21 protein-coding genes and 1 pseudogene are annotated in these 21,116 nt (G+C 72.9%); 15 read left to right on the top strand and 7 right to left on the bottom strand.

Features of this window, described 5'->3' with window-relative positions:
• Window positions 1–2,238 (top strand): ATP-dependent Clp protease ATP-binding subunit (locus K313_RS0117695; RefSeq protein WP_029212749.1); only part of this gene is annotated, 2,238 nt, incomplete at its 5' end.
• Window positions 2,239–2,532: 294 nt separating this feature from the next.
• A complete protein-coding gene (locus K313_RS0117690) occupies window positions 2,533–3,084 on the top strand; it encodes an amino-acid N-acetyltransferase (RefSeq protein ID WP_029212748.1) in 552 nt (183 codons plus the stop codon).
• Between the two features lie 254 nt (window positions 3,085–3,338).
• Here the strand turns inward: K313_RS0117690 and K313_RS21640 are convergent, their stop codons facing one another.
• The 6 genes from K313_RS21640 to K313_RS0117660 all read right to left on the bottom strand — a co-directional run bounded on the left by K313_RS21640 (window position 3,339) and on the right by K313_RS0117660 (window position 9,507).
• The gene (locus tag K313_RS21640; RefSeq protein ID WP_029212747.1) at window positions 3,339–4,199 is read right to left on the bottom strand and encodes an SGNH/GDSL hydrolase family protein; all 861 of its coding nucleotides are present in this window, start codon (window positions 4,197–4,199) and stop codon (window positions 3,339–3,341) included.
• Between the two features lie 64 nt (window positions 4,200–4,263).
• Window positions 4,264–5,157, bottom strand: coding sequence for an HhH-GPD family protein (locus K313_RS0117680; RefSeq protein WP_029212746.1), 894 nt, complete (start codon window positions 5,155–5,157; stop codon window positions 4,264–4,266).
• Between the two features lie 46 nt (window positions 5,158–5,203).
• On the bottom strand, window positions 5,204–6,262 hold the full coding sequence (disA, locus tag K313_RS0117675) for a DNA integrity scanning diadenylate cyclase DisA (protein ID WP_034254132.1): 1,059 nt from the start codon (window positions 6,260–6,262) through the stop codon (window positions 5,204–5,206).
• 193 nt (window positions 6,263–6,455) lie between these two features.
• A complete protein-coding gene (gene radA / locus K313_RS0117670) occupies window positions 6,456–7,829 on the bottom strand; it encodes a DNA repair protein RadA (RefSeq protein ID WP_019286484.1) in 1,374 nt (457 codons plus the stop codon).
• A 58-nt stretch (window positions 7,830–7,887) separates the two neighbouring features.
• Window positions 7,888–8,652, bottom strand: coding sequence for a class I SAM-dependent methyltransferase (locus K313_RS0117665; protein WP_029212744.1), 765 nt, complete (start codon window positions 8,650–8,652; stop codon window positions 7,888–7,890).
• Between the two features lie 6 nt (window positions 8,653–8,658).
• Window positions 8,659–9,507: a DUF3109 family protein gene (locus K313_RS0117660; protein ID WP_029212743.1), complete on the bottom strand. Its 849-nt coding sequence runs from the start codon at window positions 9,505–9,507 to the stop codon at window positions 8,659–8,661.
• Between the two features lie 42 nt (window positions 9,508–9,549).
• Between K313_RS0117660 and K313_RS0117655 the strand changes: the two genes are divergently transcribed.
• The 13 genes from K313_RS0117655 to K313_RS0117595 all read left to right on the top strand — a co-directional run bounded on the left by K313_RS0117655 (window position 9,550) and on the right by K313_RS0117595 (window position 20,468).
• On the top strand, window positions 9,550–10,482 hold the full coding sequence (locus tag K313_RS0117655) for a Ppx/GppA family phosphatase (protein WP_029212742.1): 933 nt from the start codon (window positions 9,550–9,552) through the stop codon (window positions 10,480–10,482).
• A gap of 25 nt (window positions 10,483–10,507) precedes the next feature.
• The gene (locus K313_RS0117650; RefSeq protein WP_156911461.1) at window positions 10,508–11,356 is read left to right on the top strand and encodes a sugar phosphate isomerase/epimerase family protein; all 849 of its coding nucleotides are present in this window, start codon (window positions 10,508–10,510) and stop codon (window positions 11,354–11,356) included.
• Window positions 11,353–11,931 carry a TetR/AcrR family transcriptional regulator gene (locus K313_RS0117645; protein ID WP_029212740.1) on the top strand — a complete coding sequence of 193 codons (579 nt, stop codon included), beginning with the start codon at window positions 11,353–11,355 and terminating at the stop codon, window positions 11,929–11,931. Before K313_RS0117650 ends, K313_RS0117645 begins: the two co-directional genes overlap by 4 nt.
• Before the next feature lie 68 nt (window positions 11,932–11,999).
• Window positions 12,000–12,818 carry an ABC transporter ATP-binding protein gene (locus K313_RS0117640; protein ID WP_029212739.1) on the top strand — a complete coding sequence of 273 codons (819 nt, stop codon included), beginning with the start codon at window positions 12,000–12,002 and terminating at the stop codon, window positions 12,816–12,818.
• Entirely contained in the window at window positions 12,815–13,549 is a 735-nt protein-coding gene (locus tag K313_RS0117635; RefSeq protein WP_019286476.1) for an ABC transporter permease, read from the top strand. Before K313_RS0117640 ends, K313_RS0117635 begins: the two co-directional genes overlap by 4 nt.
• 59 nt (window positions 13,550–13,608) lie before the next feature.
• Window positions 13,609–14,565: a proline dehydrogenase family protein gene (locus tag K313_RS0117630; protein ID WP_034254121.1), complete on the top strand. Its 957-nt coding sequence runs from the start codon at window positions 13,609–13,611 to the stop codon at window positions 14,563–14,565.
• 238 nt (window positions 14,566–14,803) lie between these two features.
• Window positions 14,804–15,625 (top strand): pyrroline-5-carboxylate reductase, encoded by an 822-nt coding sequence (proC, locus tag K313_RS0117625; RefSeq protein ID WP_019286474.1) that lies wholly within the window; start codon window positions 14,804–14,806, stop codon window positions 15,623–15,625.
• A 168-nt stretch (window positions 15,626–15,793) separates the two neighbouring features.
• Window positions 15,794–16,345, top strand: coding sequence for a GNAT family N-acetyltransferase (locus tag K313_RS0117620; RefSeq protein WP_019286473.1), 552 nt, complete (start codon window positions 15,794–15,796; stop codon window positions 16,343–16,345).
• Between the two features lie 55 nt (window positions 16,346–16,400).
• Complete coding sequence (locus K313_RS0117615) at window positions 16,401–17,597, top strand: acetoin utilization protein AcuC (RefSeq protein WP_029212737.1); 1,197 nt, start codon at window positions 16,401–16,403, stop codon at window positions 17,595–17,597.
• Window positions 17,598–17,777: 180 nt separating this feature from the next.
• On the top strand, window positions 17,778–17,978 hold the full coding sequence (locus K313_RS0117610; RefSeq protein WP_019286471.1) for a helix-turn-helix domain-containing protein: 201 nt from the start codon (window positions 17,778–17,780) through the stop codon (window positions 17,976–17,978).
• Window positions 17,979–18,150: 172 nt separating this feature from the next.
• Window positions 18,151–18,249 (top strand): 30S ribosomal protein bS22, encoded by a 99-nt coding sequence (locus tag K313_RS23240; RefSeq protein ID WP_003792170.1) that lies wholly within the window; start codon window positions 18,151–18,153, stop codon window positions 18,247–18,249.
• Between the two features lie 180 nt (window positions 18,250–18,429).
• Window positions 18,430–19,497, top strand: coding sequence for an NAD-dependent epimerase/dehydratase family protein (locus tag K313_RS0117600; RefSeq protein WP_029212736.1), 1,068 nt, complete (start codon window positions 18,430–18,432; stop codon window positions 19,495–19,497).
• Window positions 19,494–20,468 (top strand): lysophospholipid acyltransferase family protein, encoded by a 975-nt coding sequence (locus tag K313_RS0117595; RefSeq protein WP_239262167.1) that lies wholly within the window; start codon window positions 19,494–19,496, stop codon window positions 20,466–20,468. Before K313_RS0117600 ends, K313_RS0117595 begins: the two co-directional genes overlap by 4 nt.
• Before the next feature lie 291 nt (window positions 20,469–20,759).
• Here K313_RS0117595 and K313_RS24010 read toward each other — a convergent pair.
• Window positions 20,760–21,116: pseudogene (locus K313_RS24010) on the bottom strand (hypothetical protein); the annotation flags it as partial.

Raw genomic sequence — 21,116 nt, 5'->3', positions numbered from 1 at the left:
GAGCACATCCTGCTCGGCCTGATCCGCGAGGGCGAGGGCGTGGCGGCGCAGGTGCTGGTCAAGCTCGGCGCCGACCTCAACCGCGTGCGCCAGACCGTCATCCAGCTGCTCTCGGGCTACCAGGGCAAGGAGACCGCCGGCGCCGGCGTCGGCGGCTCGACCACCGGTGCCCAGGAGGGCACCCCGGCCGGCTCGCTGGTCCTCGACCAGTTCGGCCGCAACCTCACCCAGGCCGCCCGCGACGGCAAGCTCGACCCCGTCATCGGTCGCGCCAAGGAGATCGAGCGGGTCATGCAGGTGCTGTCCCGCCGCACCAAGAACAACCCCGTCCTCATCGGTGAGCCCGGCGTCGGCAAGACCGCCGTCGTCGAGGGCCTGGCCCAGGACATCGTGCGCGGCGACGTGCCCGAGACCCTCAAGGACAAGCAGGTCTACACCCTCGACCTCGGCGCCCTGGTCGCTGGTTCGCGCTACCGCGGTGACTTCGAGGAGCGCCTCAAGAAGGTCCTCAAGGAGATCCGCACCCGCGGCGACATCGTGCTGTTCATCGACGAGATCCACACCCTCGTCGGTGCCGGCGCGGCCGAGGGCGCGATCGACGCCGCCAGCATCCTCAAGCCCATGCTGGCGCGCGGGGAGCTGCAGGTCATCGGCGCGACCACCCTCGACGAGTACCGCAAGCACATCGAGAAGGACGCGGCCCTCGAGCGCCGCTTCCAGCCGATCCAGGTGGCCGAGCCGACGCTCGCGCACACCATCGAGATCCTCAAGGGCCTGCGCGACCGCTACGAGGCGCACCACCGCGTGTCCATCACGGACACCGCCCTCGCCGCGGCCGCCAACCTGGCCGACCGCTACATCAACGACCGGTTCCTGCCGGACAAGGCGATCGACCTGATCGACGAGGCGGGTGCGCGCCTGCGCATCAAGCGCATGACCGCCCCGCCGGAGCTGCGAGAGTTCGACGACAAGATCGCCGACGTGCGCCGCGAGAAGGAAGCCGCCATCGACGGCCAGGACTTCGAGAAGGCCGCCGCCCTGCGCGACGACGAGCGCAAGCTCGTCGAGGCCAAGGCCGAGCGCGAGCAGCAGTGGAAGTCCGGTGACATGGACGTCGTCGCCGAGGTGACCGACGAGCTGATCGCCGAGGTCCTCGCGGCCTCGACCGGCATCCCGGTGTTCAAGCTCACCGAGGAGGAGTCCTCGCGGCTGCTCCACATGGAGGACGAGCTGCACAAGCGCATCGTCGGCATGGACGACGCCATCAAGGCGCTGTCCCAGGCGATCCGCCGCACCCGCGCCGGGCTCAAGGACCCCCGCCGTCCCGGTGGGTCGTTCATCTTCGCCGGCCCCACGGGCGTCGGCAAGACCGAGCTCGCCAAGGCGCTCGCCGAGTTCCTCTTCGGCGACGAGGACAGCCTCATCCAGCTCGACATGTCCGAGTTCGGCGAGAAGCACACGGCCTCGCGGCTGTTCGGCTCGCCCCCCGGCTACGTCGGCTACGAGGAGGGCGGCCAGCTCACCGAGAAGGTCCGCCGCAAGCCGTTCTCCGTCGTGCTGTTCGACGAGGTCGAGAAGGCCCACCCCGACATCTTCAACTCCCTGCTGCAGATCCTGGAGGACGGCCGCCTGACCGACTCCCAGGGCCGGGTCGTGGACTTCAAGAACACCGTCATCATCATGACCACCAACCTCGGCACCCGGGACATCTCCAAGGGCGTCTCGCTCGGCTTCACCGCCGGCAACGACAGCTCGACGAGCTACGACCGGATGAAGTCCAAGGTCTCCGAGGAGCTCAAGCAGCACTTCCGCCCCGAGTTCCTCAACCGCGTGGACGACGTCATCGTCTTCCCGCAGCTCACCAAGGACGAGATCGTCCAGATCGTCGACCTGTTCATCGCCCGCCTCGACACGCGGCTCAAGGACCGGGACATGGGCATCGAGCTCACGCCCGCGGCCAAGGAGCTGCTGGCCAAGCAGGGCTACGACCCGGTCATGGGCGCCCGCCCGCTGCGCCGCACCATCCAGCGCAACATCGAGGACGTCCTGTCGGAGAAGATCCTCTACGGCGAGATCGGAGCCGGCGAGATCATCCTCGTCGACACCGACGGCGCCGACAAGGACGCCCAGTTCACCTTCGAGGGCACCAAGGGCTCCGACGTCCCCGACCTGCCGCCGCTCGACGTGGCGCTCGACGGCGGTCACGACCGCGGCGAGAGCACCGGCACCGAGGGCTGACCGTCCCGGCACCGGGATCGCGCAGCGCCGCCTGCGTCCCGGGTCGAGGCAGCACACCGGCGAGGGCCGGCCACCCACCGAGGTGGCCGGCCCGCGGCATACCCGCGAGGTAGGCCGGAAGCGCCCGCCACCGCACCGAGCGGTCACGACGTCTCGCGACACGCCGTGCCTCACCGCATGTGCGTCCTCTCGGCCTTGCCGGCGGCGGGTCCGCGGCGCCCCCAAGCCCCGCGTCCCGGTCCAGAGGGTGACGAGCCACGGCGCCGAGCCGGCCGGAGGTCTAGGTTGGCTCGGATGAGCGAGGCAACGCAGCGGGGAGACGTCGTGGGGGCGCCGGACGCGAGCGAGGTGACCGTCGTGGTGCGCCGGGCGCGCACCAGCGACGTCGACGCCATCCGCCGCCTCGTCCAGGTCTACGCCGAGCGCCGCATCCTGCTCGCCAAGGATTCCGTCGCCTACTACGAGTCGGTGCAGCAGTTCCGGGTCGCCGAGATCGACGGCGTCGTCGTGGGCTGCGGTGCGCTGCACGTGTTCTGGGAGGACGTGGCCGAGGTCCGCACCCTCGCCGTCGCCGAGGAGGCGGCCGGGCACGGGATCGGCGGCCGCCTCGTCACGGCCCTGCTCACCGACGCCCGCGAGCTCGGGGTGTCGCGGGTGTTCTGCCTGACCTTCGAGGTCGACTTCTTCGCGCGGTACGGCTTCCGCGTCATCGAGGGCGCCCCCGTCACGCACGAGGTGTTCGCCGAGCTGGTGCGCTCCTACGACGCCGGCACCGCGGAGTTCCTCGACCTCGACCGGGTCAAGCCCAACACCCTCGGCAACATCCGGATGCTCGTCGACCTCTGAGCTCCGCCGACGGCGATCTTCGCGTCGGCAAGAAGTGACCCGTCGGGGCGCGTGGATGGGTCCAACCGCCCTGGTGAGGGCTCGAGCTGCCCTGGCGGGTCAGTTTCGGGTGCGTGCGGGCGGTGGTGGGGGCTTGGGCTGCCCTGACGGGTCAGTTTCGGGTGCGTGCGGGCGTGGTGGGGGCTCAAGCTGTCCTGACGGGTCAGTTTCGGGCGGGTGCGGGGCCTGGCGAGGGCTCGAGCTGCCCTGACGGGTCAGTTTCGGGCGCTTCGCACCGGTATGCCGGAGGCCAGCTCCTGGGCCCAGACCCGGCACGCGGCCGGACCGGGGTGGAAGCCGTCCGCGGCGAGGTCGTCCGGCGTCATGGGCAGGTGCGAGACCGGGACGTGGGTCAGGCGATGACGGCGGGCCGCGTCGCGCAGGACCCCGTCGAGACGTCCCGCCGCCAGGCCGAGCAGGGACGCGACGGGGCGGGGGAGCAGCGGCATGGAGCGGGGCTCGGGCAGGCCGGAGATCACGATCGCGGCGTCGGGTGCGACTGCCCGGGTGCGGTTGACCAGGGCCTCCACGTCGCGGGCGAACCGCCCGGGGCGGTGGCCACGCAGCAGGTCGTTGACGCCGATGGCGATGACGACGACGTCGACGGGGGCGCGACCTGCCTCTGCCTCGGCCTCGAGGCGGGGCACGAGGTGCAGCGTGCAGTAGTCCGCCGTGGCGCCGTCCGCCGCGAGCGTCCGCCAGGCCACGTCGCGGCCCTCGCGGTCGGCCAGCACTTGCGCGAGCTGGGCCGCGAGGATCTGCGACGGCTCGTCGCAGCCGATGCCGAGAGCCGTCGACTCGCCGAGCACCACGAGCTGCACCAGCTGGCGAGCGTCACCGGCGCCATGGCTGACCCGGTCGACGCCGTCAGTGTCGACACCGGAGGCGCCGACATGGGCGGCGCCGACACCGGCAGCGCCCACTCCGTCGGCACCGGTGGCGCCGGTCGGGCGGGCGAGCCCGGACTCGGCGCCCTCGGGGGCGTGCAGCTTGGGAGCCCTGGCGGCGATGCCTCGGTGCAGGGCCCGCCGCACGGACGGGACGTCGATCTTGCGGGGCGCGATGGGGATCGGCATACGGCCATCCTCTCCCCACGACGGCCCTCGCGGGGAGGTCTGCGCCGAGGATCCGACGCGCGGATCAGCGCGGGAGCGTGAACCGGCCGCGTCCGAGCGGCTCGACCAGGCCGTCCGTCACGAGCCCGTCGAGGCAGCGCATGCGCCGGACCTCGTCGTCGGGGCAGGCCGTCGCCAGGTCGGCGAGACCCACGGGGCCGTCGGCGGCGCGCAGCACCGCCAGCATCGCGCCACGCACCTGCCGGTCGGTGCCCTCCCAGGCCTGTCCCTTGCGCGCCGGCCCGTCATAGGCCGGCGAGCCCGCGAGCCGCCACGCGCACAGGTGAGCCACCGGGCAGTCCGGGCAGCGGGGGCTGCGGGCGGTGCAGACCAGGGCGCCGAGCTCCATGACGGCGACGTTCCAGACGCGGGCGACCTCGGGGTCGGCCGGGACGAGCGTCGCGGCCAGAGCCGTCTCGGCGCGGGTGAGGGCGGCGGCGGGCAGGGCTGCGCCGGTGACGGCCCGGGCCTCCACGCGACGGACGTTGGTGTCGACGACGACGGTGCGCTCCCCGTGCGCGAAGCACGCGACCGCCGCCGCCGTGTAGGTCCCCACGCCGGGCAGCGTGAGCAGCTCGGCCTCGGTCGCGGGCACCTCGCCCCCGTGCTGCTCGACGATGGCGACGGCGCACTGGTGCAGGCGCAGCGCCCGACGCGGGTAGCCCAGCCGCCCCCACGCCCGCACAGCGTCACCGGCGGGGGCGCGCGCGAGGTCGCGGGGCGTGGGCCAGCGCTCCATCCACTCCAGCCAGACGGGCAGCACTCGCGCGACGGGGGTCTGCTGCAGCATCACCTCGGAGACGAGCACGCCCCAGGCGGAGCAGTCGTCGTGGCGCCACGGCAGGTCGCGGGCGTGGTCGGCATACCAGCCGAGGATCGGCTCGTGCAGGTCGCCGGGGGCACCGTGGTCGTCGCTCATGAGGTCGTATGCCGGGCCCGCCGTCGTCGCGGGCCGCCGTCAGGGGTCAGACGTAGCGCTCGAGGATGCTGGACTCGGCCAGGCGGGACAGGCCCTCGCGGACCGCACGGGCGCGGGACTCGCCGACGCCGTCGACGTCCATGAGGTCCTCGAGGCTGGCCGCGAGCAGCCGCTGCAGCGAGCCGAAGTGGTCGACGAGACGGTCGACGATCGTGGCCGGCAGGCGCGGGATCTTGGACAGCAGGCGGAAGCCGATCGGGCTGACCGCCTGGTCGAGCACGTCGGCCGAGGCGGAGAAGCCCAGGGCGCGGGACACGATCTGCAGGTCGATGAGCTCGGGCGTGGTGAGACCGGCGAGCTCGGCCAGACCGTTCTGCACGGGGTGGTCGGCCGCGACCGCGGCCTCGTGCAGGTAGTCGCGGATGACGAGCTCGCGGTCGTTGCCGACGCCCTGGGTGAGCTCCTCGAGCTGCAGGGACAGCAGCCGGCCGTCGGTGCCGAGCTCGACGACGTAGTCCTCGATCTCCTCGCTGATGCGCCGGACCATCTCGAGGCGCTGCAGGACCGCCATGACGTCGCGGACCGTGACCAGGTCCTCGATCTCCAGCGCGGAGAGGGTGCCGGTGACCTCGTCGAGCCGGGCCTTGTAGCGGCCCAGCGTGGCGAGGGCCTGGTTGGCGTGCGACAGGATCGCGGAGGAGTTCTCGATGACGCGGCGCTGCCCGCCGACGTAGAGCGCGATGATCTGCATCGACTGGCTCACCGAGATGACGGGGTAGCCGGTCTGCTTGGCCACGCGCTCGGCGGTGCGGTGCCGCGTGCCGGACTCGCTGGTCTCGATCGAGGCGTCGGGCAGCAGCTGGGTGGCGGCCTTGACGATGCGGCTCAGGTCCTTGTTGACGACGATGGCGCCGTCCATCTTGGCCAGCTCGCGCAGGCGGGTCGCGGAGAACTCGATGTCGATGGGGAAGCCGCCGGTCGCGATCTGGTCGACGAGCTTGTCGTTGCCCAGCACGATCAGGGCGCCGGTGCGGCCGCGGAGGATGCGCTCGAGCCCGTCGCGCAGGTCGGTGCCGGGGGCCACGGCAGCGAGGGCGGCCAGCATCAGGTCGTCGTCCGGGCGGCCGTCCACGATCACTCCTCGTCGTCAGAGCCTGCGCCCGAGCCCGGTCGGTGCCCGCGCTCGACGCAGCGTGCGGCGGGGATCGCCTGCACTGCTCCCGCATCATCCTAACGGCGCAAGCGGCGTCGACGGGCGAACACGCGGGGTATCCGTCCGTCAGGTGGGGTCGTCCTCGTCACAGGTCGAGCGCGATCCCCACCGCCCGCCCCACGTGGGTGACCTCGAGCACCTGGATCCCGTCGGGCAGCTGGCCCTGGGCGCGGGTGCCCGCCGGCACGATGGCGCGCCGGAAGCCCAGTCGCGCTGCCTCCATCAGGCGGCGCTGCAGGCCGGTGCACTGGCGCACCTCGCCGGCCAGGCCCACCTCGCCGAAGGCGACCGTGCCGGAGGGGACGGGCTTCTCGAGGAGGGAGGACGCGATGGCGATCGCCACGGCCAGGTCAGCGGCGGGCTCGGTGAGGCGGGCGCCGCCGACGGTGGCGATGTAGGCGTCGTGCTTGTCGACGGGCTGGGCGGCGTGCTTGTGCAGGACGGCCAGGGTCATCGCTGTGCGGTTGTGGTCGACGCCGCTGGTCGTGCGCCTCGGGTTGGTCGCGGTGGTCTGGTCCATCAGCGCCTGCACCTCGCTGACCAGCGGTCGCCGGCCCTCGAGGGTGACGGTGACGCAGGTGCCGGGGACCTCGCTGTCGCGGCTGGAGAGGAAGAGCCCGCTGGGGTCGGCCAGGCCGACGATGCCCACGTCGGACAGGTCGAAGCAGCCGACCTCGTCCGTCGGTCCGTAGCGGTTCTTGACGGCGCGGACGAGCCGCAGCCGGCTGTGGCGCTCGCCCTCGAACTGCACCACCACGTCGACCAGGTGCTCCAGCACGCGGGGCCCGGCGATGGACCCGTCCTTGGTGACGTGCCCGACGAGCAGGGTGGCCATGTGCCGGCGCTTGGCGGCCGCGATGACGCTGGCGGCGACCTCGCGGACCTGCGACACGTTGCCCGCCGAGCCGTCGACCTCGACCGAGCTGATCGTCTGCACCGAGTCGACCACGAGCAGGTCGGGCTTGACCGCCTCGACCTGGCCGAGCAGCGTCGACAGGTCGGTCTCGGACGCCAGGTAGAGGCGGTCGGCGATGGCGCCGATCCGCTCGGCGCGCACGCGCACCTGGGCCGCGGACTCCTCGCCGCTGACGTAGAGCACGGTGCCGCCGGCCTGCGCGACCTGCGCCGCCACGTCGAGCAGCAGGGTGGACTTGCCGATGCCCGGCTCGCCCGCCACGAGCACCACGGCGCCCGCCACGAGTCCGCCGCCCAGCACCCGGTCGAACTCGCCGACCCCGGTCGAGCGGGCCTCGGCGCGTCGCGCGTCGACCTGGCCGATGGGCACCGCCGGCCGCTCCACGTGGGTCGCGGCGGCCGTGCGGATGGAGACGGCGCCGATCTCGCTCACGGACCCCCAGGCCTGGCACTCGCCGCACCGGCCCACCCACTTGGGCGTCGTCCAGCCGCACTCGGAGCAGCGGTAGGTCGCCTTGGTGGTCTTGGTCGCGGGTCTGGCCATGGTCCCAACCTAGACGCGGGCACCGACACACCCCCTCAGGCCCTCGCAGCGCGGGTCGCTAGAAGCGGCGCCACCAGACGTTGACCGCGTAGTCGACCTCGGTCCCGCCGTGCCGGGCCAGGATCCAGTCCGACATCTGCGGCGTGAACTCCAGCCGCACCACGCGCTCCAGGTCGTCGCGCGACCGGTGCGACCACCGCATGTCGACGCGCTCGGCCGTCCAGCCCTGCCGCCGCCAGAAGCGCTCGACCGCGAGCGGGTCGTAGGTCGGCCACGCGCGCCGGAACCACGCGCCGAAGGTCGACCGCGTCGCGTCGTTGTCGATCACGAAAGCCGTTCCCCCGGGCCGGATCACGCGCTCGAGCTCGGCGAGGCCGGGCTCGCACCCGGCGCCGAAGAAGTAGGCCCAGCGCGCCTGCGCCACGTCGATCGAGCCGTCCGCCAGGGGGAGCGCCTGGGCGCCTGCCTCCACCACGGACGCGTTGCGGATCCCCAGGTGGGACAACCGTTCTCGGGCTCGTATGACGAGCGGCCCGTGCGGCTCCACACCCACCACGGTGTCCGCGGTCGCCGCGAGACCTGGCAGGTGATAGCCGGATCCGCACCCCACGTCGAGGACGTCGCAGCCCGCCCAGCCCGTCCGGCCAGCCTCGCCCAGGACGGACCTCATCGCCGCCTCGATGGCGCCGTCCGGGTCCACGCCGGCGTTCTCGATCTCGTAGGCGTCCGGGTCGTTCCAGATGTTGGGGGACGGGATCGCCTCAGCCGCAAGCCGATCCGCGGACGGCTCGACCCACCCGTCGCGGATGTCGTTGTCGGGCAAGGTCGCTCACCGACGCTTCTTGGTGACCGCGCCCTCGCCCTGGGCCTCCAGGGTGGCGGGGTGCACGAGCAGCGGCAGCAGCTTGCGGGCCCCGGTGGCGCGGGCCGCCTTGACGGCGGCGAGGTGCGCCTCGCACCGGATCACCAGCTCGTCGTACGCGAGATCGCCCATCAGCTCTCGCAGCTCGCCCTCGTTGGAGCGGTAGACGGGCTCGCGCCCGACGTGCGCCTCGGGGTTGCCGGAGCAGTACCAGTCGAGGTCGTGACCGCCGGGACCCCAGCCGCGGCGGTCGAACTCGCCGATGGAGATCTCGAGATAGCTGGTCTCGTCGGGCATCTCGACGGTGCGGTAGGACCGGCGGGTCGGCAGCTGCCAGCACACGTCGGGCTTGACGGTGTGCGGCGCCTCGCCGTGCTCGACGGCCCACTGGTGCAGCGAGCAGCCGTGTCCCCCAGGGAATCCCGGGCGGTTGAGGAAGACGCAGGCGCCGTCCACCACGCGCGTCTTGAGCTCGCCGTCCTCCCGCTCGAGCCACCCCTCGAGGGGCTCCTCGCCCGTGCGGGTGCCACGTGCCGCGGTGGACAGGCCGGTCGACCGGTGCTGCCAGCGCTCGGGCGGCATCCGTCGGGCGACGCGCCGCACCCGGGCGACGTCGTCGGCGTCGGTGAAGTGGGCGCCCAGCGTGCAGCAGCCGTCGTCGGGGCGCTCGGCATACACCCCGGCGCAGCCGTTGCCGTAGATGCAGGTCCACCGCGAGGTCAGCCAGGTCAGGTCGCACCGGAAGCGCTGCTCCGCGTCGGCCGGATCGGTGAACTCGATCCAGACGCGGGGGATGTCGAGGGGGACTTCGGGCATCCCTCAAGCCTAGTGCCGCCGGCTCCCACTAGGCTCGCCCCCATGCGCCTCGGAGTCATCGACATCGGTTCCAACACGGTCCACATGCTCGTCGTCGACGCCCACTGGGGAGCCCGGCCGCTCCCGACCGTGAGCCACAAGATGGAGCTGCGGCTCTCGGAGCACACCGACGACCAGGGGCACATCGACGAGCAGGGCGTGCGCTCGCTGGAGCGGTTCGCGGGGGAGTGCCTGCGCATCGCCGAGGACCAGGGCGTCGAGCGCGTGATGGGCTTCGTGACCAGCGCGATCCGCGAGGCGGGCAACGGCGGCGGCGTCCTGTCGATGGTGCGCGAGAGCACCGGCGCCGACCTGCAGATCCTCACCGGCGAGGAGGAGGCGCGGCTGACCTTCCTCGCGGTGCGGCGGTGGTTCGGCTGGTCCAGCGGCAAGCTGCTGATGGTCGACATCGGCGGCGGCTCGCTGGAGATCGCCTCGGGCATCGACGAGGACCCGGACGTGGCCATGTCCTTCGAGCTGGGGGCGGGCCGCGTGACCCGCACGATGCTCCAGGGCGACCCGCCGTCGACCGAGCAGGTCCGCGAGGCCCGCAAGCAGATCCGCGCCACCATCGCCCGCGGGATGCGCGAGCTGACCAAGGCCGGCGAGCCCGACCTCGCCGTGGGCACCTCCAAGACGATGCGCACCCTCGCCCGGGTCCTGGGCGCGGCCCCCGCCAGCGACGGCCTGCACGCCAAGCGGCACCTCGAGCGCGCCGCCCTCGCCGACCTGGTCCCGCGCCTGGCCGGTATGCCGGCCGCCCACCGCGCGGCGCTGCAGGGCGTCTCCGCGGGCCGCTCCCACCAGCTGCTCGCCGGCGCGATGGTGGCCGAGGCGTCGATGGACCTGCTCGGCGTCGACCGTCTCGAGATCTGCCCGTGGGCGCTGCGCGAGGGCGTGATCCTCAACGAGCTGGACCTCATGCGCATGGAGTAGGCCCCGCGAGGCTAGGCTCGACGACGTGACCGCACACCAGCCAGCAGGGCCCTCCGTGCCGTCCCCCCTCGTCGCCCTCTCGACCTCGTCGGTCTATCCCGAGCGCGTCCGCGACGCATTCCGGATCGCGTCCGACCTGGGCTACGACGCCGTCGAGGTGATGGTCTACACCGACCCGGTGTCGCAGGACGCCGCCGCGATCAACGACCTCGTGCAGCAGCACCAGCTGCCGGTGGTGTCGATCCACGCCCCCACCCTCCTGCTCACGCAGCGGGTCATGCACTCGGCCCCCTGGCCCAAGATCGACATGTCCCTCGACCTGGCCCGGGCCGTCGGCTGCGACACCGTCGTGGTGCACCCGCCGTTCCGCTGGCAGCGCGTCTACGCCCGGGAGTTCGTCGACGGCGTCGCGACCCGTGAGCACGACTCCGGCATCACCATCGCCGTCGAGAACATGTATCCCTGGCGCGCCGGCGAGCGTCTGGTGCAGGCCTACCTGCCGCACTGGGACCCCGTCGAGCAGCCCTACGACAACGTGACGCTGGACCTCTCGCACGCCGCCACCGCCCTCGAGGACTCGCTCGAGATGGCGCAGGCGCTCGGCGACCGGCTGCACCACGTGCACCTGACCGACGGCCTCGGCTCCGCGCTCGACGAGCACCTCGTGCCGGGGCGCGGCTCGCAGCCGGCCAAGGAGCTGCTGCAGCACCTGGCCTCCACGGGGTTCGCGGGATCCGTCGTGGTCGAGGTCAGCACCCGCAAGGTCAGCGCCCACCAGCGCCGCGAGGACCTGGCCGAGTCCCTGGCCTTCGCGCGCCGCCACCTCGCGCGGCCCGAGCCCGATGGCGTCGCTGCCCCTGACGGCGGCGCATGAGCCCACGCGGACGGCGACCCGCGGGGGAGGATGCCCGGGCGCAGATCGTCGAGGCGGCCCGGGCCGAGCTCGCCGCCAAGGGCTATGACGGCACCTCCCTGCGGGGCGTGGCGCGCGCGGCCGGCGTCGACCCCGCCCTGGTGCACCACTACTTCGACGGCAAGGCGGCGGTGTTCGCGGCGGCCATGGAGGTGCCCGTCGACCCGCGCGTCGTGGTCGACGGCATCCTGGAGGCGCCGGACGACCGGCTCGGGGAGTCCCTGGTGCGCGGCTTCCTCCACGTGTGGGACACCCCCGCGGGACGCGAACGCATCGCGGCGCTGCTGCGGTCGGCGGCGACCCACGACGACCCGATGACCCTGCTCAGGCAGTTCCTCCTGCACGAGGTCTTCGGCCGGGTGGCGGGTCGCGTCGGCCCGCAGGACCTGGAGCGCCGGGCCGCGCTGGTGGCGACCCAGATGATCGGGCTGGCGTTCGCGCGCTACGTGGCAGGGCTGCCCGGTGTCGCCGACGCCGAGCCCGACGAGCTCGTGGCGGCGGTCGGTCCCGTCATACAGCGCTATCTCGATCTCTGACCCGACCCACCCTCATGCCCCCAGGGCGGGGGTTGTGGGGAGGCTGGCACAGGTCTAGATTTCATCACATGATGAAAAGACAGCGCGGACGGCACGAGGCGGGTGCGGTCGACCTCGACCCGGCACGCGTGCCCGCGCCCGCAGCGGCGGCGATCGACGTGCGTTCCCTCGTGGTCAGACGCGGCGCTCGCGAGGTCCTCCACGGCCTCGACCTCCAGGTGCCGGTCGGCCAGGTGGTCGGTCTGCTAGGCCCCTCCGGCGGCGGCAAGTCCACCCTCCTGCGTGCCGTCGTCGGGGTGCAGGTCACCCACGGCGGTGAGGTCCTGGTGCTGGGCCGCCCGGCCGGGTCCGCCGACCTGCGGCGCGAGGTCGGCTACACGACGCAGAGCCCGAGCGTCTACGACGACCTCTCGGTGACCGCCAACGTCACCTACTTCGCCCGCCTGCTCGGGGTCCGCGACGTCCAGGCCGAGGTGTCGCGCGTCCTCGAGCTCGTCGACCTGACCAGCCACGCGGACGACCTCACGCGGGCCCTGTCCGGTGGGCAGCGCAGCCGGGCGTCCCTGGCCTGCTCGCTCGTGGGGTCGCCGCGCCTGCTCGTCCTGGACGAGCCGACCGTCGGGCTGGACCCGGTGCTGCGCCGCAGCCTGTGGGACCTGTTCCACCGCCTGGCCGACGACGGGACGACGCTGCTCGTCTCCAGCCACGTCATGGACGAGGCGGCGCGCTGCGACCGGCTCGTCCTGGTCCGGGAGGGGCGCGTCCTCGCCGACTCGACCTATCCCGAGCTGCTCGCCGCCACCGGCGCCGACGATGCCGAGCAGGCCTTCCTCACCCTCATCGACCGTTCGGACGCAGACGGCCCAGCGGATGGAGGCTCCCGATGAACCCCCGACTCATGCTCGTCACGGCCGGGCGGATCCTGGCCCAGATCCGCTCCGACCGGCGCACCGTCGCCCTCCTGCTCGTGGTGCCCTGCGTCCTGCTCGGCCTCCTGGCCTGGGTGTATGACGGGACGCCCGTCTTCGACCGGGTCGGTCCTGCCCTGCTCGGCGTATTCCCCTTCGTGGTGATGTTCATCGTCACGAGCGTCACGACCCTGCGGGAGCGCTCGTCGGGCACGCTCGAGCGCCTCTTCACCACGCCCCTCGGCAAGGGCGACCTGCTGGGCGGCTACGCCCTGGCGTTCGGGGTGTTCGCGCTGCTGCAGGCGCTGGTCGCCACGGCCTGGGCGGTGTGGGTGTGCGGCCTGGACGTCCGCGGCTCGCTCGGGCTGCTGGTGCTGGTCGCCGTCGTCGACGCGGTCCTCGGGTGCACCTTCGGGCTGTTCGTGAGCGCGTTCGCGACCACGGAGTTCCAGGCCGTGCAGTTCATGCCGGCGTTCGTGCTGCCGCAGTTCCTGCTGTGCGGGCTGCTCACGCCGCGCGACGCCATGCCGGGCGTGCTGAGCGGCCTCAGCGACGTGCTGCCCCTCAGCTATGCCGTGGACGCGATGACGGCGGTGGCCACGCAGGCCGACGCCGCCGCCGACGTGTGGCGCGACGTCGCCGTGATGGCGGGGTTCGTGGTGGCGGCGATCGCGCTGGGGGCCGCGACCCTGCGCCGCCGGACGCCCTGACCACCGAGGACGGTCTAGCCTGGGGCTCACCACCTGATCCCTGCGCGGAAGGCGCCACCATGATCCTGGAGCTCGGTGACGCCCTGCGCGCCTCCTCCCTGCGGCTCGCCCGCATCGGACGCGTGCAGTCGGTGATCGAGGAGTCGCCGGGCACGCGCGACATCCTGGCCCGCTTCATCGCCGGGGACAGCACGCAGTCGGCGCTCGGCGCGGCCCGCGACCTCATGGAGACCGGCCGCGCGGTGACCGTGTCCTACCTCGGGCCGGACGCCGACTCGCGCGCCCGCAGCGACGCCACCGTGGACGAGTACGAACGGCTCGTCGCCGAGGCCGTCTCCCGGGGGCTCGTCGGTGACCACCGCCTCGAGCTCAGCGTCCGTCCCGCCGCGTTCGGTCGCCTGGACCAGGCCACCGGCCGGTCCCTCGCCCTCGCCCAGCTGCGGCGCGTGTGCCGGGCCGCGCACAACGCCGGCCTGGACGTGACCCTCGACATGGAGGGCTTCGAGACGGTCGAGCCGACCCTGGAGCTGCTCCGCGAGCTGCGGCAGGACTTCCCCGGCGTGGGGATCGCCCTGCAGGCGGCCCTGCGGCGCACCGAGCAGGACTGCCGCGACCTCGCTGCCGAAGGTGTCCGGGTCCGGCTGGTCAAGGGCGCCTACAAGCTCGACGAGCGCCGCTCCTTCGACGCGGTGGAGGACGTCGACCGGTCCTACGTCCGGTGCCTGCGGATCCTGATGGAGGGGGTCGGATACCCCATGGTCGCCACCCACGACCCGCGCATGACCTCGATCGCGGCCGCCCTCGCCCGGTCCTACGACAAGGGGCCCGAGCACTTCGAGTACCAGATGTACCTCGGCATCCGCCCCCTCGAGCAGACCGCGATCGCCGACCGCGGCGATCGCATGCGCGTGTACGTCGCCTACGGCCCCGCCTGGTACTCCTACCTCGTGCGCCGCGTCGCCGAGCGCCCCACCAACGTCACGTTCTTCGTGCGCTCGCTGCTCTCGCGCCGCTGATCAACTGGCCTCTCCGCGCCCCGCGCCCCGCGTCCCCGTGCCGCGCCGTCCCCGCACCGCGCCGCGCCGCCATACCGCGCGCCGCGCCGCGCCGCCATTGGTCACCAATGACGTCTCGAGGCACGGTTCGAACGATCAAATCCGCCAGTGGTGACCAATGGCGCGGGGTAGGGGTTGTCGGTGGGCTTCGGCATACTGGCGAGCGCACCCGACCTCGCAACCTCGACAGGGAGTTCCGATGACTGACCTCGCGTCCCGCACGATCGCGTTCTACGGCGTCGGCGCCATGGGGTCGGCGATCCTCGCCGCCCTGGTCCGCGGCGGGCACCCGGCCGACCAGGTCCTCGCCGTCGACACCAGCAGCGAGCGACTCTCCGAGCTCGCCGGGTCGTATGCCGTGCGCACGACCTCCGACGTGGCCGAGGCCGCCGGCGCGGCCGACGTGCACGTGGTTGCCGTCAAGCCGGCCGACGTCCCGGCCCTGCTCGACGCGATGGCCGGCGGGCTCGGCGAGGGCGACGTCGTGGTCAGCGTCGCCGCCGGCGTCACCTCCGCCGCCATCGAGGAGCACCTGCCCGACTCGATCGCCGTGGCGCGGGTCATGCCCAACACCCCGGCCCTGGTGGGGCAGGGCATGGCCGTGGTCAGCCCCGGGAGCCGCTGCGGCGACGAGGCCCTCGCCCTGGCGCGTGCCGTGCTCGAGCCGTCGGGGGCCGTGCTGTCCCTGCCCGAGAAGCACCTGGACGCCGTCACCGGGGTGAGCGGCTCGGGGCCCGCCTACGTCTTCTACCTCGCCGAGGCCATGACCGAGGGCGGTGTCCTGATGGGCCTGCCCCGCGACGTCGCCTCGACCCTGGCTGTGCAGACCCTGCTCGGTGCTGCCACGATGCTGGCGGAGGGGGACGACTCGGCGACGATCCTGCGCGAGCGGGTGAGCTCGCCGGGGGGCACGACGACCGCGGGCCTGGCCGTCCTCGACGAGCGGGCCACCCGGGCCGCCGTCGTGGCGGCGGTGCGGGCCGCGACCGAGCGCTCGGCCGAGCTGGGCCGCGGTCACTGAACGCTCGGCACCACCGGCCCCTCGACACCACCGGCCCCTCGACCCCATCGGCCCTTCGACCCAACTGAAATCTCCGGCCACGCCTGCGGATCGAGGCCGCAGCGCCCCGCTGGATCGGTCGCAGACCGGTGTAGCAGCGGCCACGGACACCATGAAAGGATGCGGGACATGACCGAGCTGACCGTGCGCGTGCTGACCGATGATGACTGGGAGCTCTACCGGACCATCCGGCTGGCGGCGCTCAAGGAGTCCCCGGACGCCTTCGCGGCCACCTACGAGGAGGAGCGCGACTTCTCCGACGACCTGTGGCACGAGCGCATGGCCCGGGCGACCCGCCTCGTGGCCGAGGCGGCGGACGGTCCGGTCGGCGTCGCCAGCGTGCGGGCGCAGGCGCCCCGCGACGGCAGCGACGACGCCATGGCCGAGCTGTTCGGCATCTGGGTCCGGCCCGAGCTGCGCGGTCGCCGCGTCGCCGTCGAGCTGGTCCGCGCCGCCTCCGGCATCGCCCGGTCGATGGACTGCCGCCACCTGTCCTACTGGGTGGGCACCGACAACGGTCCGGCCGTGGCGTTCGCCAGCTCCTACGGCTTCCGGGTCACCGACACCCGTCGTCCCATGGTGGCCCGCGGTCACCAGCCGACCGAGGACGACGACGACGAGATGATGATGATCCTGCCCCTCGCGGACGACCCGGGCTCGGTGGCCAGCACCAGCGTCTGACCGGCTAGCGAGCCTCGTCGTGCCGGGCCGGTCCCGCACGGGTACGGTCGGCTCCATGTCGATGCCGACGAGAGTGGTCTGGGACGAGGTCTTCACGCGCTACGACTTCGGGCCGAGCCACCCCATGAGTCCCGTCCGTCTGGACCTGACCGCGCGACTGTGCCGCGAGCTGGGGCTGTTCGACCACGATGACGTCGAGCTCGTGTCCCCCCCGGTCGCCACCGACGACGAGCTCGCCTGGGTCCACGACCGGGACTACATCGCGGCCGTCCGTGCGGCGGGCGAGGACCCCGCCCAGGCCGACCAGGCTTTCGGGATCGGCACCGAGGACGACCCTGCCTTCCTCGGCATGCACGAGGCCAGCGCCCGCATCGCCGGCGGCACCCTCGCCGTCGCCCGAGACGTGTGGGAGGGGCGGGCGCTGCACGGCGTCAACTTCTGCGGCGGCATGCACCACGCGATGCCCGACAGGGCCGCCGGCTTCTGCATCTACAACGACGCGGCCGTCGCCATCCACTGGCTCCTCGAGCACGGCGCCGAGCGGGTGGCCTATGTCGACATCGACGTCCACCACGGCGACGGCGTCGAGCGCTGCTTCTGGGACGATCCGCGCGTCATGACCCTGTCCGTGCACGAGACGGGCCGGGTGCTCTTCCCCGGCACCGGCTTCCCTCGCGACCTCGGCGGCCCCTCGGCCGACGGCACCGCGATCAACGTGGCCCTGCCGCCGGGCACCGGCGACGCGGCCTGGCTGCGGGCGATCAACGCCACCGTCAACCCCCTCGTGCGGGCCTTCGCCCCCGACGTCCTGATCACCCAGCAGGGGTGCGACTCGCACTACCAGGACCCGCTCGCGCACCTCGCGATCTCGGTGGACGCCCAGCGGCAGGCCTTCGAGGGCCTGCACCGGCTCGCCCACGAGGTGAGCGGCGGCCGCTGGGTCGCCCTCGGCGGGGGAGGCTACGAGGTCGTCGACGTGGTGCCCCGCGCCTGGACGCACCTCACGGCCATCGCCACGCACCACCCGATCCGGCTGGACACCCCGATCCCGCAAGCCTGGCGCGACCACGTGCTGGAGCGCCACGGCCGGCCCGGGCCCGAGTCCATGAGCGACGGCGTGGCCGAGGGTGGCATCGTCTGGTGGCGGGGCTGGGAGTCGGGCTACGACCCCGAGGACCCCGTGGACCGCGCCGTCATGGCCACCCGCGAGGCGGCGTTCCCGCTGCACGGGCTCGACGTCTGGTTCGACTAGCCGTCACAAGATGGGCGCCGATCATGGGGTCGGCGGCGTGTCGACTGGACAGCATGGGTGAATCTCATCGCGGATTGCTCACGCGGCGTGACCGGAGCTCTAGAGTGCCAACCAGCACGCGTGTGAAGACTCGACGGGGAAGCCGACGACACCTCGTGCCCGGAGAGTGAGCCATCCCCTATGTCGTCCCAACGTCCTTTCGACGGTGTCCGCTTCTGCACGGTCGCCGAGGTCGCGGCCCGCATGCGCGTGAGCAAGATGACCGTCTACCGCCTCGTCCACAGCGGAGAGCTGCCCGCCGTCCGGGTCGGACGGTCCTTCCGCGTCCCCGAGCACGTCGTCGAGGAGTACCTCGCGCGCGCCTACACCGAGACCGCGTGAGGCCGGCGCGGACGGCATACGGCCTCGGTCGATTGGGTGAGGAGAGCCCGGGGCGCTAGGCTGGGGCGGATTCCCTCGTCGGCGGTGAGCGCGCCACGCGCACGTGACAACGTCGTGCACCGGCACGAGGCTCACGACCGACACTGCAGATCAGCTCGACGAAGGACACGCTATGGGTTCCGTGATCAAGAAGCGCCGCAAGCGCATGGCCAAGAAGAAGCACCGCAAGCTGCTTCGCAAGACGCGTCACCAGCGCCGCAACAAGAAGTGACCAGCAGAGCCCCTCGACCACGGTCGGGGGGCTCTGGTCATGCCCGGGTGCCGTCGGCGTCACCCCTGGCCTAGGCTCGGGACAGGTTCCCCCCAGCAGCCACGCGAGCAGCCTGGCCACCAGCCGCGCCGCCAGCCCGCCGCCAGCCCAGCGTCACCGAACGTCACCCAGGAGGTCCACGTGCCCGACGTCGTGCTCGTCACGGGTGTCTCCCGGCTGCTGGGCGGGCTCGCCGCGACGGCGCTCGCCGCCCGCGAGGACGTGGGCCGCGTCATCGGCATCGACGTGGTGCCACCGAGACGTCCGCTGATCGGGGTCGACTTCGTGCGCGTGGACCTGCGCAACCCGGTCATCACCCGGCTCGTGGAGCAGTACTCAGTGGACACCGTCGTCCACATGGGCGTCCTCGCGACCCCCACGGCCGCCGGAGGCCGGGCGTCGCAGAAGGAGATCAACGTCATCGGCACGATGCAGCTGCTCGCGGCGTGCCAGAAGGCCACCTCGCTGCGGCGGCTCGTGGTCAAGTCCGCAGCGGCGGTGTATGGCGCCTCCCCGCACGACCCCGCGGTGTTCACCGAGTCGGCGGCGCTGGGGGTGCGCACGGCCAACGGCTTCGGGCGCGACTCGTCCGAGGTGGAGTCCTACGTCGCGGGGTTCGCCCGGCGCCGCCCCGACGTCGAGGTGTCCGTCCTGCGCTTCGCCAACGTCATCGGGCCGAGCATCGCCACGGCCCTCACCGACTACTTCAGCCTCCCGGTCGTGCCGGTCCCCGCGGGCTTCGACGGGCGCCTGCAGTTCGTCCACGAGGACGACTGCGTCCGGGCGACCGTGCTGGCCTCCACCGCTGACGCCGACCGCGTCACCGGCGTCACCAACGTCGCCGGCGACGGGGTGCTCACCGTGCTCCAGTGCGCACGGATGATGCACCGGCCCGTCGTGCAGGCGCCCCTGCAGACCGAGGGCCTGCTGCGGCGCGGTTACGGCTGGTCCCGGATGGCGACCTTCCCGGAGGGGCAGTTCCGCCAGCTGGCGTACGGCCGCGTCGTCGACACCACCCGCATGAGGGAGCGTCTCGGCTTCGAGCCGAGCCGGACGAGCCGCGAGGCGTTCGGGTCGTTCGCCGAGACCGCCGGGCTGACCGTGCCGGGCGTCGACCTCGCCCGCACGGGGCTGGGCCGCGCCCAGGTCGTCCTGGCCGCCATGGGGTGGCTCCCCGACCCGTCCTCGACCCCCGGAGCCCGCTCGTGACCGACGACCCTCGCCCCGGACAGCCGGCCGACCCGACACGAGCCGTGCCCCCGATCGACGTGGACGCCGTGGTCGACGCCGTCGTGCAGGTGCTGCGCAGCGCCGCCGCTCTGGCCAAGATCCCGCCGGACGAGGCCGAACGGCAGATCGCCGAGCTGCTGGCCTTCGTGCGCCGCCGCCTGACCGCCGACTACGACGTCGACGAGTTCGGCTTCGACGAGGACTTCACGCTGCACGCCTACCTGCCCCTGCTGCGCCCCCTCTACCGCTCCTGGTTCCGCGTCGAGGTGCGCGGCGCCGAGCACGTCCCCGCCGAGGGCGGCGCCCTGGTCGTCGCCAACCACTCCGGGACGATCGCGCTCGACGCGCTCATGACGCAGGTGGCCCTGTATGACGACCACCCGGCGGGACGGCACCTGCGCATGCTCGGTGCCGACCTCGTCTTCGCCACGCCCGTCGTCGGGGACCTGGCCCGCAAGTCCGGCTCCACCCTGGCCACGGCCGAGGACGCCGAGCGGCTGCTCAGGGCGGGGGAGCTGGTCGGCGTCTGGCCCGAGGGCTTCAAGGGGGTCGGCAAGCCGTTCAGCGAGCGCTACAAGCTGCAGCGGTTCGGGCGTGGGGGATTCGTCGCCGCTGCCCTGCGCGCCGGGGTGCCGATCGTGCCGTGCTCCATCGTGGGCGCGGAGGAGACCTACCCGATGCTGGGCAACGCCTCGGGCCTGGCCAAGCTGCTGGGCATGCCCTACTTCCCCCTCACGCCGACCTTCCCGTGGCTGGGGATGATGGGGCTGGTCCCGCTGCCCAGCAAGTGGATCATCGAGTTCGGCGAGCCGGTGCGCACCGACGAGCTCGGGGCAGGAGCGGGGGAGGACCCCATGACGGTGTTCGCGCTCACCGACGAGATCCGCCAGACGATCCAGGAGAGCCTCTACCGCATCCTCGCCACCCGGGACTCCGCCTTCTTCGGCTGACCTGCCTCAGGTCGATCCGCACGCACGGCGTTCGTGCGGGCCTGGCGCGGCCCTGCCGCCTCCTGGCAGGGCGGCTCCGTCCGGGGTCTCGGGCTGCGTCCCCCGTCTGCTTGGTCGTCTCCCGTCTGGTGCTGCAGCACCAGACCGAGGATGGCCGGACCGACGGGGGACGGTCGCCGAGGCGGAGGGCGACCGCAGGGGCCCCTCGGTCAGCTCGTATGACGAGCGCCGCCCCCAGCCGTGGTCGGCGTCAGCGGCGTCGTGCCGGCACGGGGCCGGGGGCCGGGGGCGTCAGTCGCGCCCGCAGATGCCCGGATAGTCCCGCGTCCACCGGCTGGTCGTGCCCGGTGCGAACGCGTAGCCCGGCTCCGGGGTTGCGTCGACGACCACCGTGGTGGTGATCAGCCCGATGCGGCGGTCCCACTCGTAGCTCACCCCGGTCGTGCGCGGCAGGTGCACGATCCCGTTGCCCGGTACGCAGTGGTCGGCGAACCGCGGAGCCTCCGGCGTGACGAGGACCCCCGTCGGGATGTCCGAGGGCGCCGGGGTCGTCGGAGCCGGAGTCGTCTGCGTGGGAGTCGGCTCCGTCGTGGAGCTGGTGGGTGTGGGAGCCGGCGTCGTCGGGACGGGCTCGGTCGTGGTGCTGGT

The organism is Arsenicicoccus bolidensis DSM 15745, assembly GCF_000426385.1.
Lineage (GTDB): Bacteria > Actinomycetota > Actinomycetes > Actinomycetales > Dermatophilaceae > Arsenicicoccus > Arsenicicoccus bolidensis.
Note: the sequence above shows the minus strand (reverse complement) of the source record. Positions and strands in the feature narration are given on the sequence as shown.